The sequence below is a fragment of the Alteromonas sp. CI.11.F.A3 genome (assembly GCF_032925565.1).
Taxonomy (GTDB): Bacteria; Pseudomonadota; Gammaproteobacteria; order Enterobacterales; family Alteromonadaceae; genus Alteromonas.
This window is the reverse complement of sequence record NZ_CP136708.1, coordinates 2,130,391-2,145,917: the sequence shown is the minus strand read 5'-3', so window position 1 is coordinate 2,145,917 and position 15,527 is coordinate 2,130,391. Positions and strand designations below refer to the sequence as shown.

The following is a 15,527-nucleotide window of genomic DNA, read 5'->3' as shown; positions in this document are numbered from 1 at the left end:
GAGAAAATAGCCTAAATTAGCAGCATAGTTATTATCACCCTGGTTATAGTTATTACACGCTTTTATATAACTATTGGGGCTAAAAGGCGCATAAAAGCATGAGTTGCAATGGTCTTATTTTTCATCATTTCCTTTTCAAGTTGCTTAAATCACAAATTCATTGAAGTGCACCGAATACGATAAAAATCATGCTGTGATTTGGTGCATATTGGTGCATGTCGAGATCAAAAAAAATAGGTGATTTTTTATTCTTTTACTATTTTAATTTGTTAATCCTTAGGCAATATCTCCAATGTTCTAAGGCTCGACAAATTCGTAATTAGCATGGGTAGCACGCCTAGTACCGCCGCTAATGTAGTAATGATAGAGTCGAAGGCAATATTGGCACTAAAAATCACTAACAGAAATAATAGCCCCACCAGCATTAATAATGGTGGCCGCAAATTATGCCAAATACTAGACCGTGTTTCTGTAAGCCATACTTCAATGTGCTTCGCAGACTCTGCGCTCATGACAAACTGCCTAAAACTCTCATTCACCAAGTGCCATCCGCAATCTCGATAAATAAGACCTCTTCGTTGTAAATGCCCAACAATTTCAGCACTGGCTGGGTTTAACTTAGCACCTTGAGCGAGCTGTAACAGAATAAGCCGCTCGTTCGTTGTGCATTGCTCCCACCGCATGCGATAAGCAGGCCGGGCATGGTGAACAAAAAACTCAACTATTTGCTGAGGAGACCAGAAATCGTCCAGTCTAAGTGCGTGTTGCACCTCTTTTAGGTGAGTCACATTAACGCCATTAAGCGCCGACAATACTGCATCAATATTTTCTGCTGAGCGCTTTAGTTTTATTTCTAGGTGGTAAACTAAAAACGCCCGTTGCACATCGAGTAAATCGGGCCAATGTGTAGATTCATGCGCCAGTACCGAAATGGCGGTAGGCGATGTGGTGAGGGTATTTTTCTTACTGGCCACCCAATAATAATGTATAGAAAAACTGCGAAGTAATTTGCTCCACTGCCATAGCTCGTTTTTACTCGGTAAATGTTCAGTTTCAAACGCAGGGAAGCTCTCGGCGTGGCTAAGTAACTGCATCGGCGACATTTCAGATACTAATATCAAGTGACACTTGTGTTTTTGAAGAGTTTGAATAAGCTCAAATGCGGCATCCCGTTCGGCATGATCAAGCAGTGCTTTATTTAGCCCTTTTAAAATAATGGTTGGCGTGTTCTCAAGTTCATCTATTTTAATTATTTTATTGAAATCGGGTTCTTTCACTCGAGTGAGCCAATCTTGAATGTCACCTACTTTATTCTCGAAAATTGTATGTTCGTGGGCTAAAAATGCGTTTTCTAAGTCAGATTGGCTGAGTTGACTGATAAATTGCACCTGCATACGTGTAGAATTTTGTGGCGTCAATTGCTTCCAAATATACTCGCTTTCTTCTGCTTCAGAGGGCGGGCGCAAGCGATAGCTGTCAAAGATATGCTCACCTAACAGCTTGCGACTAATCAGCAATAGGGCTGCACAAAACACACTGAATACGAAAACAGCAGTAATCATTAGCACAGGTAAAATATAAAAGGCACTGGATGCTCGCATGAAGCGTTGTGAAGAGTAATGGAGTATGTGGTTACTGGTTGTTTTTATATCGGTACCCGCTTTGAATCGATACTCGGCTGCAGAATCCGTTTGCAACGCTAAACTACTGACAATAGCGTTAATAAAAGTATCAGTGTTGTTGTTCAATACCGATGAATAGTCTTCAGCTTTATCTAATGTTACCCAATTCTCTCGTTCTAATGCTGGGAATATAGTCTTGAAGGGGATCTCGGGGTTAGCAGCGGGTAGCCCTTGTCTTGAGCTCAATGGCTCTTGATACATTAATGCTCGATACTGCTGGCTTTCCAATGAGACATGTTGCTGCATCTCTAATAGATGTTGGTTCTGGAAGGTTGCCTGCCCTTCTAGCATGTAGCTGTTTACGCTATTCACTAATATAACCGTAGGTACCACCGTAATAAGATAAATACATCCCGCTAAATACCAAATGTAGCTGTTCGGCACGCGACTGCTCAGCTCAGACAACGTACTGGGCTTTTTATTTGGTTGAACAGCAATTCCCTCGCGCACAGACTTCATCCACATCAAATAAGTACTAAACAAAAATAGTCCTATTCCGATTAGTGGAAAAAGTAACGACTCGAAGTTTGAATGCGATACATGGCTGTTTTCAGTGTTTGCGAAAACTCCCGATAAAAGCAGTAAAGACAGCATGACGAAGCAAACCAACGGAATAAAGAACGGCATTCGAACTAATAAACTAGGCGTGCTTACGTATCGCCATGCTAAAGCCTTTAATGATAACTTCTTACCCTCTACTTCAACGGGCACAAAGATAAATTGCAAAATGATGAGCATGAAAGTTAACGTAAAAGACAAAAAGGCCAACCGTGGAATAACGGTATCGATAATGCCAATGGTGAAAAGTTGCATAGCGCAGGCAGTCCAAATCCATAAGGCCAACCAGCGATAGGTTTTACGCTCTCCCCCTATGACGTTTGCGTTAGATGTGGTGCTATTTTCATCATCGTACTGATAATGAAACAAACGCGCCCACACACCTTGCGAGCTAACATATCGGCTTATAAGTACTAAGGGAATTAAAAGTATTAAATAAAGGATAACCGCTAGAAACACCAGCAGCATATTAACTTGCGACGCTTCTTCTTGGTTGTAGAACACCACAAGCGCCCATTCAGGTATAGTAGAGTGCAATGGCCCAATAACCATGCTGTGTTCTTCTCCGCGATAATCTAACTGTAGCTGCGCGGGCTGGTAAACGTCTATATTCTGTAAGTTGGATAGCGTCGTTAAAAGCTGTAAATCGTGTCCGTTTTCAGCCACGAAATTCTCCACTAAACTTCGCTCTTCGTTACTGTGGTAGAGCACTTTCCCCACTTGGTCGATAACGGCATACCCTATATTTTTCGGCATTATGCGCTGATTTAAGCTGGTCAGTAGCGTACCTATAGAGCTTATACGCTTGGTTATTTCGCCTGTGCCATTTTCACCTTCTTTATCGATATGTTCGAAAACCAATTGGCTATTAAACCTTGCATCATCGATATTGCGTATTCGTTCAATGAAAAATTGCTGAGGTATGGAGTTAGTGGATTCAAGCAATTGTTCACAGCAAACTTTTTGCCCTGTGGTTTTATAGTGAAATTTACCAACAAGCTGCGTGTCTAAGCGCCACATACCTTCATTCCACGCTCGTTTGTAGTACTCCCGTTCATTCAAAGGTGTTTTTTTAAAGTTATGGAGGTTTTTATGCGGGCGAAAAATCATGTCAGGCCTATTCTCTTTATAGCGACTCACCACACCGCTTTTGCCGAGCAAGAACCAGTTTTCAATAAAATAAGCGCTGGTATCAGCGACTGATTGCTCATTGATAAGTGAGCAATTCAAGAAACCAGTAGCGTTATCACTCTTTTCGCTACCGCCTGAATCTACACAGCCTGAAATGACTTCACTTTGGCTTCTCTTAAAATAACGAGAATCTAATAGCAACAGTTCCGATAACTCTTTATCGAAATCTGAACTTATCATTTTATGTATATGTGCAGAATCTAACGTCTTTTGTTGAAGCCAATATCTAAAAAAGAGCTGATCACTTATCGCTATCGTGGCAACCCCAAGTAAAATAAATAATCCTAAAATACATTGGGTAACATCAGAACGCGTATAGCTATAGGTGGGAGCGCAGTATTGAATTTTAAGAATAGGAAGTGTAGCAACGAGCAGTGTTAAAAAAAGTACTATCCATAACGCCGTATTGTTACCAATTTTAAGGTTATTGAGGACCACTTCTTTTTTTTCTACGAAGGCTAACAGGTAGAGAGTCTTCGAATCGTCTGTACCTCCAGCATTTAGGCCAGTTATTGTAATGGGTTGCCGATAAACCCGAAGGTATAGCCCAGCAATTTGCCTATCTACAGAATCACTCGCCTTTAGATTACCTTTAGCACCCGTTTCATTATTTTCCTTTTCGCCGAGTAATTCTTCTACGTTTGAAAAGCGAAGATCAGATAGCGCTTTCGCGAAATTACTATGTCTTTTTTCCGCAATGACCTCTCCATTCTCATCACTGATGACAAGCAATGGAAACGGGCTTAAATGACTCGAGATAAGGTCAGCGATGGGCACTGTTACCGTGTTATGCGCTACATGAACTTTAAAAATACGAGACTTTGCGTCAAATTCGCCATTTTCTTTATTTGCTTCGACCTTGGCGGGTTCTTCAGTACTAACATCATTTTCTACTTCATTTTTAGTGATACTATTCACTATCACAAGGTGTTTAAAGTTTTCATTCGAACTAATACGCTTTTTAAACTCACTGACCTTTTCATTTCTATTTTCGCTCTCATTTCCACTTTCGTTTTTAGTTTCTTGAGGCTTAAACTCTTCTTTCACGCTTGTTAAAAGCATATCAATAGACTGCTGTAGGCTCTTGCCCGCCTCGTTTAACTGCCGCAGGTAACCATGGTTTTGCTGAATTTCATTCTGCTGAATTCGAAGAAAGTAGTATGCAGAGCCCACCAAAATAGCAATGAGCAAAAGTAGGCTGTAACGTTTGAGGGCTTCATGTCTGCCTGTGTGCATAATCCATACATCCATGTCGAATTAAGATAAATAAGTATGGCTCACACAAACAGATTTGTACATTTTTTAAACAGATAATTTGCGAGGACTTAAGCTATAAAGAGAGATTTAGCCCGTTTTGATCCATATCAACGCTATTTTGCCTGACATAAACCACACTACATCTATCTTTAAACCATTATGACAATGTGTGTATGCTCTCGTTAGTAGACAACAGCAATACAAACCACGACATTCGTGCCGAACATCATGGCTTGTATAAACTTAGCTTAACGCGTAATGCGGATATTGCGGTTGCGAGCAAGCCGGTCTTTGGTGCGAGTATTACTTTTCACACAGACCTACTTACTTACGACAGCTTCATTGTTAAACCTGACAATTTATTAGGATGGGTAGATATGGGGGGATTGGTTTATTTTAATATTTGTTCAGGTCAGCATCCCCTTGGCATGGATAATGTGAAAGGCAATACTGCCACCACACTACCATCACAATTTATTAGCGCGGAAAATGGAATATTACGCTTTACGTCGGCGCTTCGCATATACCTGCTAGCGAAAACGCCCAGAGACATTCAAGAATATGGATTATGTTACTTTACCCCTGTGTAATTAATAACATATAGCCATGCGCAAATAGGTGAGCAGGAGCCGTTAACCTACCTGCGTTTAGCGTCTAAGTTTTAGCTACTGGCGTTTCGTCTGAGCTTTTAACTGGGAGTGGTAACACGTTCTTCATCTTCTAGCACACGCATTTTAATTGCCTCTGACAAACCTGAAAAACGCTTATCTCGCCGCTCTACCATTGCGCTAAATGTTGTGGTGTTCGCTATAACCAAACACCCATCTTTCGCCCGTGTTAGGCCAGTATAAACCAGCCCTCTATGAAACAAACCCGCTGCTTTTTCGCTTTCAGGCCTAGGCAGTAACAACACCACGTATTTAAACTCTGAGCCCTGGGATTTATGTATTGTCATTGCAAATACCGTTTCAAACGCAGGCACCCGAGATAACGAAATTGAACGTAGGCCGCCATCTTGAGTTTCAAACCAAGCCAATAGTTTACCGTTAGTATCAGGCCAGATAATTCCCACCTCACCGTTTGATAAGCGCTGTGGATGATTGTTTTTCACAATCATAATGGGTTGGCCTTGGTAGAAAAAACCTTCTCGGCGTTTAATATTGTGTTTGATTGCATCGAACACCAATATATTTAACCCCTCAACGCCCATGTCGCCTCTTCGAACTGGGGTTAACCATCGCACGCGATTGAGCAAACTAAGCGCTTCTTTGGCGCTTTGCGCTTTAAACACGGGTTCGTAGCTTTCTTGTGCCAGTTTTTTTAACGCGCTGGTTGTAAACCGGCTTTCAGGTTGAATAAATACACCATCGTGTAGCCAGTGTTTTTTCTCGCTTGGGCTTTTGTCTACGGGAGCCTCCGAATGCATAGCATCAAGCGCCTGTTTACTTTTTCCGGCCTGGATAGCGCTAGCAACTTCAGCCACCTGCCCTTTAAATCGCTGAGGCGCTTGCAAGGTATGTACCCAGGTTTTGGCATTCTCGTTCACGGGCAGCAAAGGCAGATGTGGGCAAAGAGTGGCGATATGCTGGCGTAGCTCACTAGTGACTGCGCCTAGGCTATGACTATTGTCATGTATACCTGTTTCGGCAAATTCTGCTTCGTCGCTATCGTGTACAAGTTGCTCAAGTACGTTACCTAGCTCTACAGCAGGCAGCTGATCGGCATCACCAATAAAATACAAACGTGCATGAGGCGGTAAAGCGCGAATAATTCTGGCCATTAGCGCCAAGTCAACCATGGACGCTTCATCCACAATAAGCACATCGAGCATAAGCGGGCTTTGCTGATTGTAGCGCGTAGCAATGGTGTGTTCCCGTAATCCTAATAACCTATGAAGCGTAACCGCATCAGTAGGTACACTGTTTAACAGGTTGTCATCAATTTTACCCCTTAAGGTTTCCAAATTACTCACGATAGATTCGGTCATGCGCTGCTGCGCTTTTCCGGTGGGCGCAGCCAGTACTATGCGCTCATTCTGGTTACATGCTTGCAGCGCTAATAGCAGCCTGAGTACGGTGTAGGTTTTCCCTGTGCCAGGGCCACCGTTAATAACACTAAATTGCTGCACTAAACTTTTCGCCACCGCGATTTGTTGCCAGTCTTGCTCATCAGTGGTGTTAGTTGGAAACATAGCTGGCCATAGCGCCTTAACCCGTGATAGACCGTCTTCGCTTAGCGCTGTTACATGCGTTCTATTTGCAATACTGGCAGCAATCTCTTGTTCAAAGTTATAGTAGCGGCGGCTGTACAATTTGCCTGATTGATAGACAAATAGCGGGAATAGCTTGTTATTCTTGTCACCTTTTTCACTGCCCAGTGCCTTTTTAATCACACTGATCATTTCGGTCAGGCCCGGAAATGCGTAGCCTAATTTGCGAGATGATGTATCTGTACTTGATCCTATAGGATCAGGTTCTGCTTGTGACTGAATAACAGTGCCGGGTTCAAGTTCGGGCTCGCTCTCTGGATTGCTCTCGGGCTCAACAAACAGCCGAGTTCCTGCGATTTCAGTCAGTAATAAGCAACTGTGGCCGCTGCGCTGCATAAATGACAACGTCACCAGCAAATGTAACCAAATGACCTGCTCAGCGTCAGTTAGCCTTTCGCAATACGCGAATTCCAGTGCGACAAAACGATCAATTGCTTCAATACCGAAAAGTTGTTCTAAATACTCGTTACTGTTTATCATAGGTCCAACTCCCCTTGTACTGCATCGGGTGACGGGCCATTTGAGGCTTTGTCTTCTGAAAACGCTTCGCTTGATGCCTCGTTATTTAAAGGCTTCTGGGCTGAGGTCTCTTCTGATGAAGCCTCGTCTTCTGAAATCACTGGGCCTAAAAACAAGTTATCTAAAGCCTGCAGCGTTACCGAATCTATGGGCGTGAAAAAGACGCCCTCCCCGTTTTTATTGCTTGGGTGCATGCCCCGTAAATACAAATAATACACGCCTCCAAAATGCGCTTCCGGCGTATAGTCAACAATGGCATTTTTAAGGTATCTGTGCAGTGCTAAGCAATAGATTAAATACTGTAAGTCGTACAAATGATGCTGATTATTGGCGTTTAATGCCTGAGGCATATAGTGCGATACGCTATCGCCCAGCCACGTAGATTTATAATCGGCAACATAGTACTTACCTTCATGGGTGAATATTAAGTCGATAAATCCGTGCATCATGCCTTCAAGAGCCGACATCATTAAAGACGGAACAGGCGCTGCTGGTACTGGCTCTGCTGGAAGAGCCTCTGATATCGATAAACTGGTATCAGATTCGCCACCGTTATCTAATGCAAGCTGCTTTGCCACAGACTTTCTATGCTCAAACAATATGTGTTTTAGTTCACTCCATTTACTGTCGTTCATTGGAAAATAAAACTCCGCTTCCCGAAGGGTTTGCCCCAGTGAAAGATCCGACAGGGTTAAATGACTTGGCGACTGGTTTGTACCCAGTGGCGTAGCCAGTACTTCGTCTAACCAGGTATATAAATCTTCAGTACGCGATGCCTCTAACCCAAATCTAACGGCAAGTTCAGCCCCATTTTCATTCCAATTGGGCGCTGAAAAATCGTTAAGCTCAAGTAAGTCATGCAGTAAATTACCGGCGCTCGCCCCTTTTTGTAAGGTAAAGCGTATTTGGTTCTCAGAAACAACCTCAACCGAGCTAACCGCAAAACCATCATCTGATGTTATCTCCTCGTCTCGCATTGTTTGCATAACAGGAATGCTGTGTACTGTTTGGCTAACCTCTTTTGCTGCTTGGCCTGCTGACATTACCGTCATGCGGCTAATGGCCGAGAAAGAATATAACCGCCAATCTTCGCTACTTGTCCCTTCAAAAGTTAACGTACTTAAGGGAACAACCACTTCTGTGCTGTCAAAGCTTGAATACTCATGCGCTAGCGAATCGGCACTAATGTGAGTGGCGTGAGCATCGGTTTCATTAGCAATGGCGTCTAGCATAGTGCCCCAATCACGGCCTTCATCGTCGTTGATGTTAAGTGCATGGGCCAAGGCGCTTTTTTCATGCCCGTCTAATGGCAATACGCCCATATAACATCGATGGGCAGCTCGGGTAACGGCGACATAGGCTAATCGCATTTCCTCTGCGTCGCCCTCTTTGCGTACCCGTTCAATTGCCGTATTAGTGCGGCCCAATTGCAGCTGCAATTCTTGGCTCTGTTCATCGTAGTAAGTAAATATTTGCGAGTAAGACTTTCCGCTTTTCGCTGGATCACGGTAACCTGTAGCAAAGGGGACGAACACAATGGGATACTCTAGGCCCTTAGAGCCATGCTGAGTCACCAAGCGTATTAACTGGCTATCACTTTCGAGCCTAAGGGTCATTTCTTCATCGCTTTCAGGCTGATGAATTTGCTTGTGTAGCCAATCAAGTAACTGCTCTGGGCGCTGATGCGTTGCCCCCGCTTTTTCTAAGGTTTCCGCTAGATGCTGGTAATTAGTAAGCGCACGCTCTACTTCAGAACCATATGGCGTGTAATTCTCTTGCATCAGGTGCAGTAATACGCTCATACAGCCTTTTTGCAGCCACATATCACGTAGTGAGGTGACCTTGTCGTAAGCCTCATCCCATAGCGCATCGTCTTCGTGATACAACAAGTTAACGAGGGTTTGCGGAGTGTATCCCCATAAAGGTGAAGCCAAACTAGAGGCCACCTTGCTAGTATCAGTGTTGTGCCACACGCCATTGAGTAATCGCAGTACATCTTTAGCCTCTGGGGTAGCAAATAAATTACTTCTATCGCTTAAGTAAACGCAGGCTAACCCCTGTTGCTGTAATACATATTTAATTACCGAGGCTTCATTACGGTTTTTTACCAATATGGCAATATCAGCAGGTTTTACTGGCCTAGCGGGTTTCTTTTCATCTACAAAAGTCACCTCGTTAAACAAACGGTAAATCTCTTGCGCTATCCACTGCGCTAACCCACGACGCAGCGTATTCGCATCACTTTTTTCATCTAAACTAAAACTCACGTAATTCATTGCATCACGCTCAGCATTAGGATCGTGAAGTGGGTGCGTTGCTGCCGCGGCTTTGGGTGTAAATTCCACCGGATTATATTGAATATTAAAGCCAAACACATTTCTAGCGCTAGACTCTTTTGGAACTGACGCATGCGAGCTTGGTTCTTGTAGGTCGGGCTCTTGTAGCGCAGGTGTTTGCGGAACCGGCGCGCCGTAAAACAACCGGTTATAGGCCTTCACCATGCCGGCCACCGAACGCCAGTTGGTGTTCATTACCCAGCGATAATCCGCCTGCTGCCCTGCTTTTAAATAAGTAAAAATGTCGCCGCCCCTAAAGCGGTAAATCGCTTGTTTAGGGTCGCCAATCATGAGTAGCGCGTTGTCACTGTTTCGCTTGCCTGCACTTGATTCAACGCCAGCATCTTTTTCGAAAGCTAAGCCGGGTTCGAAGCCCGTGTCTTCTGGAGCATTCACATCGACGACACTAGCGTCTGCGTTGGGGTAGACCGCATCTAAAATAGCGTATTGCTTGGCATCGGTATCTTGAAATTCATCAATTAAGGCAACGGGGAATTTCTTTCTAAGCTCGGGCACTAAGCTGTTATTAGGCTTAACCACTTCATCGGCGAGCATACGAATAAGGTCGTCAAAATCGATAACCCCAAGTTGCTGCTTTTGCGCCGCCACATTGGCTTTAATAAAACTAATAGCATCGTTAACCAGAGTAAAAACAGGAATTTTATCGAGGTTATCTTGCTTTTCTTTGCATGCCGCTAATATGGCATCGGCAAAGCCTTTGATAGGCGCAAGAATTTCTTTTACCCCAGACTTGTTTCGTCCAAACCGGCGGCCATCAAGAAACGCGGCGCCCTCTGGCGGTAACGGCTCATATTCAGCGCTTTCAAGCCAAGATTTAAGTGCAGCGAGTTCAGGCGTGCGCACGGCCTTATGATCAGGCTTTTTAAGTAATTGCTCATGTATAAGCGTTTCGTTATCCACAATATTATTAAAATGGAACGTAAACTGTGCAGGCGCAGTACTCTCGTTTTCGTGCAGGCTAGCGGTAAAAGCCTTCTCTATGGTTTCTTCATCTAACAAAACCGGTGTAAGTGCGCTTCTTACACTTGAAGAAAATTCATTTAATAGGCTCTCTGGCACATGCCAGCCTTGTTCAGCCAACAACATGAAGTCGGCTTCATTCTGCGAGACTTTTCTTATCCAATCTTGCGCCGCTTGCAAATAAAGGTCGCTAGTGTCTTTACTTAAGTTCAGCGCCATTGCAAAACCACTGTTAAACGCTAATTGCCCAATCACATGCTGGCAAAAGCCATGAATAGTAAAGACAGATGCATCATCGAGTTCAAGTTGCGCGGCTTTTAGCAGAGCCAAACTGTCTTTAGGTGAACAGGCCCGATATAAATGGGCATAAACAGGATCGGTACTGTTTAATAGCGCAGCTAAGTCAGTGTTTTCATTTAAACCGAGAGCGCTATTGTCATTCTCATCAGTTGTACTGCTAACACCTGTATCAGAGTCATCGACTTCCAAACACGCTTCCCAAAACGCGGTGGCTTCTCGTAGCGTTTTGGCCACACGGCCTTTAATTTCTTCGGTGGCCGCTTTGGTGAAGGTCATCACCAAAATCTCTTTTACGTTAAGTTTTTTCTCTAACAATAAGCGTAAGTATAAACGAGTGATGTTATAGGTTTTACCCGTGCCCGCACTGGCTTCAATTAAATGCCGTCCTTTTAATGGCATGGCTGGCACGTTTAGCAATTGGGCTTCTTTTGTGGACGAGGCTCTTGTAGACAAAGTACTTGTGGATGCTTCACGGTTAGAAAAGCTCATAACTGCTCCTCTGATGAAATGTTAACGACCAAAGCAAACACTAAAAATGCGTGTGTGGTTGGCACATCTTCCCAACTCACGCCATCAGGAAATAACCATTTAACATAAGGGTTACTCGCGATATCAGCGGTAAATTGCCCCGATGACTGTAGCCAATTTTTAAGTATGCGCTGGGCATCATCACTGGCAAAAAATGCGCGTATATCAGGTATGAGCGACTTGCCGAGTTCCTCTGAGTTTTCGGTATCAACACTACCTTGATCACCAATATCTTCTATACCTTGTATACCGTGGGCCTCAAGGCTAGCAAGAAATGTGGGTAAGGTGACTTTGTTTGCCAAAAGGGTGCCAGGTGATTTCTTAGTACCACTTACAACAGAACTCATTAATGAGCTATACACGGGCGTTGGGGCGCTTAATATGCCAACGAATAATGATTCAATACTTAACAAAATTTGGCGGGCAGTGTTTTTGTCCACTGCTGGAAACGTGCGCTTCATTAACTTGGTTTCACCTTTTACCCAATCGCAGTAAAAGATATCTAGCGGGTATTGAGTGTGGGGTGTTACTTCATCGCTTGCGCTAAACACCAGCTGGGTCATAAAGTACCCTAAGGCTCTTATATCATTCACCTTACCTGCGCACGGCTGCATTAGGCTGTTTCCGCCTTCAAGCGCACTGGCAGTAAAGGTAAAGTGATTGCCTGCAAATTGCGATCGTTTAGGTTCGGCATCATGGGGCCCCATCGCTTGGGTAAGGGCTACCGCGCTTTCCTTCCACAGCTCTAGCTCCTCTTGAGCCACAGGGTTATTGGGAATATCACCACGAAGCGCGGCGAATTGCACTACTCTATCGCTGTGCTGAAGGGTTGCTGCATTCGCATCATCAAATGAAGCACTGGAAGAAAACATAGCATCGAGTACTTGGTATCGCACTAGCGCATTTGTTTCAAAAGGTTCGCTATTGTCTAACAAGGTGAATGACTGGGATAAGTTTACCCCTAATCGTTGCTGCGAAAAGAACTCTAGTGGGTCGCGAAACGCGCGTGCCACCTGCATACACTGAAAGCTGGTGTTTTCAGGTGTGCTGTCTACCGCCAAAGGCGTGAGTGAACTTTCTATTTCAGGGCTTTCTATTTCAGGGCTTTCGGTTTCGGCGGCAGTCGAAACAGCATCACGTAGTGATTGGGCTAAGCGCAACCAGCCCGTTTCATAGCTAGGAAGTGTGCCGGTAAACGCACTTTCACTGAACGGGTGCAATGGCGCATGTTTTAAATAATGGCCAATATTTACCTGATAGCCCGTATCTAACATATCCAGAAATTCGCCCAATACTAAGCTAGGCTGACGCTCACTGTTATTTTTTACATCGTTACCTTGGTAGCTTAAATACAGGCTTTCTCTGGCCGAAATAATCGCTTCTAAAAACAGATAGCGGTCTTCTAAACGACGGGAACGGTCGCCTACTCTTCTATCAGGCCCCGCCATTAAATCGAGGCCTAACGGTGTAGACTTACGAGGAAACTCGCTATCGTTAAGCCCTAATATGCACACTTTTTTAAACGGGATACTACGCATAGGCAGCATAGAACACACCGTGACTTGCCCCGTCATAAAGTGGTTACCTGCATCGGGAGACGAGAAACGACTTAGCAGTAATTCCCTCACCTGACGTAAACTTAAATCGTAGGTATAACCTGCTTCTTCACATCGAGCAGCCAAATCAGCGGCTACCTTAGCAATAAGATCCCAGCTGTGCTCTTGCTCTTTGGTTGGGGTAAAGCAGGTATCACGCAGTGCTAATAAATCGGCACCCCACGCATTCGGGCTTCGCGGGGTATTAAGCTCAGTAGCAAATCTGCCAAGCAGCTCGATAACATGGATAAGCTTACCTAGAGTTACCGTCGACTGCCCCTCCACATCGGGAATGGTCAGCATGTCATCGATAATACCTTCGCTATCAGGCGCTAACATACCTAACAATAAACGCCTAATTCCCCACCACCAGCTGTAAGTGTTTTCATGGGTGGCTCCTGCCGATACATTGGCTTTGTGGCTGCCGTCTAACCCCCAGTGAATATGAGCTTGCTTAAGCCATACTGTCATTTGGTCAATATCATCTTGCGCAATACTAAAGCGCTTTTGTACCGCATCTAGTTGCAAGTAATCGACAATATCTGATACACCAAAACGGCTATCTGGCAAATGAAGGAGTGTCATGTAAGCAGCAATAAGAGGCTCTGCATCCATTGGGCTTCTATCGGCAATAGAACATGGCAAGCGCACTGGTCCATTGCCCCCTAGCGCTTTGGTTCCCACACGATGAAATACCGTGTCTACAAATGGGGCGTAGTTTTCTATCGCGGGGCACATCACCAGCACATCAGATGGCGTTCGTGAAGTGTCTTGCGATAACCAGTGCAGTAAATGATCGTGCAGCACCTGTACTTCACGTAGCGCTGAATGGGTACACATAATGGTGACACTGTCATCCGTGTTTCCACAGGCGTCTGCTTCTGTGCTTTTTATACTTGCGAAAGGCGTTGCCGGTAACGCTTCTAATATATCGTTATGAATTTGGTTCAGTAATAAGATTTCACCGCTTTCACTATCAGCTGGAATGGGGGCATCGAAGGCACTGACTTCAAACGTGTCTAAATCGGTGAGCAAATTAAAAAGCTCTCTGCCCTGTTGACCCAAATTACCTAATAACGGGTTACTTTGATCCGTCTGCATCCATTTCTCTAGCCCGTCCATGCGCAGCTGCCTTGCGAGTTCGCTATCGCTTTTCGCATCGCCCCAGTAATTAACACTGGGGTTCAAATGAAAAATATGAATATCGATGTGCGCCGCTAGCGCATCGAAAAAGGCAATCAACTGCGGCGCCATGGTGTTAATAGCAAACACCACAATACGGTTGGGTAATTCGCTAACGCCGCTTTCAAGATGACCGTCGTTATTTAACGCGGTAAGGGTAAGTTGGTGTAGCCTTGCTGGGTGCAAAGGTTCTTGCTTGGCTAGATGACGCCATATTTCACTTTGCCAAATTTCAGACTCATCATTCGTTTTGCGCTGGTTTTCTTCCCACGCAAACAACCAATCTGGGCGATATAATAAGTACTGCTCGAATACATCGGCTAATGCGGTTGCCAATTGCAATCGCTGTACGCCCTGCTCTTGCTCACTTCCCGCTTGTAACCAGTATTTATTAACCTGCTCAAACGCTGTTGTAGATTGTAGAGATGGTTCCTGTAAAAGTGCATCAATGCGCCATGCAAGCACTTCTCGTCGGTAAGGCGACTGCTTAGGTACTTTATCTTTACCCAACACTAACCTTGCCGTGTTCCACATAAAGCGAACCGGTAAAGGAAAATCAAGGTTCATCGCCACGCCTTGCTCTTTAGCAAGTTGCATACTTACCCAATGCTGCATGCCTGGGCTTTCTACCAGTATGGTTTCAGGGGTAAAAACGCCATTAGGTTGATGCTTGATTAGCGTAGTAAGAAGGAAGCTGAGGTGTTCAAGTTTGTTCGATGGATAAAGCGCGAGCAATCGGAAAATCCTTTGTCGTATTCAGCGGGCGTTATGATATTGAGTGTATCGTAATTCAATGAAGAGGTAAGCTGAATTTAAACAGATTTAAGCGATATTATTAAAGGAAAGCGTTTAGTTGATGACTACTAGGAAGAGACAATAAAAAGAAAAAAACCCATACAGGCCTCAGGACACGAAAAACCTGTATGGGTAAGGTTTACGGGTTACCCAGTAGCAACGTGAATAAGCGTTGCCTGGCGCTCATTCACGTTAGCGCTACTGCATAACACAGTTAACAAAAATGATTTTGCAGGTTAAGTGCCAACTTTTAATTCAAATAAAATCAACAGCTTAATTAAACCTGTGTTTTATATAAGTCTTTCCTTAGGTTACTAATGGTGCAGGTGCACCA

Annotated in this window: 5 protein-coding genes; 1 reads left to right on the top strand and 4 read right to left on the bottom strand. The window is 44.3% G+C overall.

The genetic code is table 11. The annotated features are described in order from the left end of the window. Positions 1 to 269: 269 nt before the first annotated feature. Positions 270 to 4,667: a hypothetical protein gene (locus R1T43_RS09175; protein WP_317355241.1), complete on the bottom strand. Its 4,398-nt coding sequence runs from the start codon at positions 4,665 to 4,667 to the stop codon at positions 270 to 272. Positions 4,668 to 4,861: 194 nt separating this feature from the next. On the opposite strand from R1T43_RS09175, the gene R1T43_RS09170 reads away from it, so the two are divergent. Continuing rightward, positions 4,862 to 5,278: a hypothetical protein gene (locus R1T43_RS09170; protein ID WP_211071306.1), complete on the top strand. Its 417-nt coding sequence runs from the start codon at positions 4,862 to 4,864 to the stop codon at positions 5,276 to 5,278. Between the two features lie 98 nt (positions 5,279 to 5,376). On the opposite strand, the gene recD is transcribed toward R1T43_RS09170, so the two are convergent. Genes recD through recC form a run of 3 tightly spaced genes read right to left on the bottom strand, consistent with a single transcriptional unit; the run spans position 5,377 to position 15,133 of the window. Further along, entirely contained in the window at positions 5,377 to 7,437 is a 2,061-nt protein-coding gene (gene recD / locus R1T43_RS09165; RefSeq protein ID WP_317355237.1) for an exodeoxyribonuclease V subunit alpha, read from the bottom strand. Beyond that, complete coding sequence (recB, locus tag R1T43_RS09160; RefSeq protein ID WP_317355234.1) at positions 7,434 to 11,582, bottom strand: exodeoxyribonuclease V subunit beta; 4,149 nt, start codon at positions 11,580 to 11,582, stop codon at positions 7,434 to 7,436. Before recB ends, recD begins: the two co-directional genes overlap by 4 nt. Further along, a complete protein-coding gene (gene recC / locus R1T43_RS09155; RefSeq protein WP_317355231.1) occupies positions 11,579 to 15,133 on the bottom strand; it encodes an exodeoxyribonuclease V subunit gamma in 3,555 nt (1,184 codons plus the stop codon). The genes recB and recC overlap by 4 nt, the downstream gene beginning before the upstream one ends. Between the last annotated feature and the right edge of the window lie 394 nt (positions 15,134 to 15,527).

What these genes read in the sequence shown, in the direction of transcription:
- recB (WP_317355234.1), bottom strand. Translation starts at nt 11,582, where the DNA reads ATGAGCTTTTCTAACCGTGAAGCATCCACAAGTACTTTGTCTACAAGA.
- R1T43_RS09175 (WP_317355241.1), bottom strand. Translation starts at nt 4,667, where the DNA reads ATGCACACAGGCAGACATGAAGCCCTCAAACGTTACAGCCTACTTTTG.
- R1T43_RS09170 (WP_211071306.1), top strand. Translation starts at nt 4,862, where the DNA reads ATGCTCTCGTTAGTAGACAACAGCAATACAAACCACGACATTCGTGCC.
- recD (WP_317355237.1), bottom strand. Translation starts at nt 7,437, where the DNA reads ATGATAAACAGTAACGAGTATTTAGAACAACTTTTCGGTATTGAAGCA.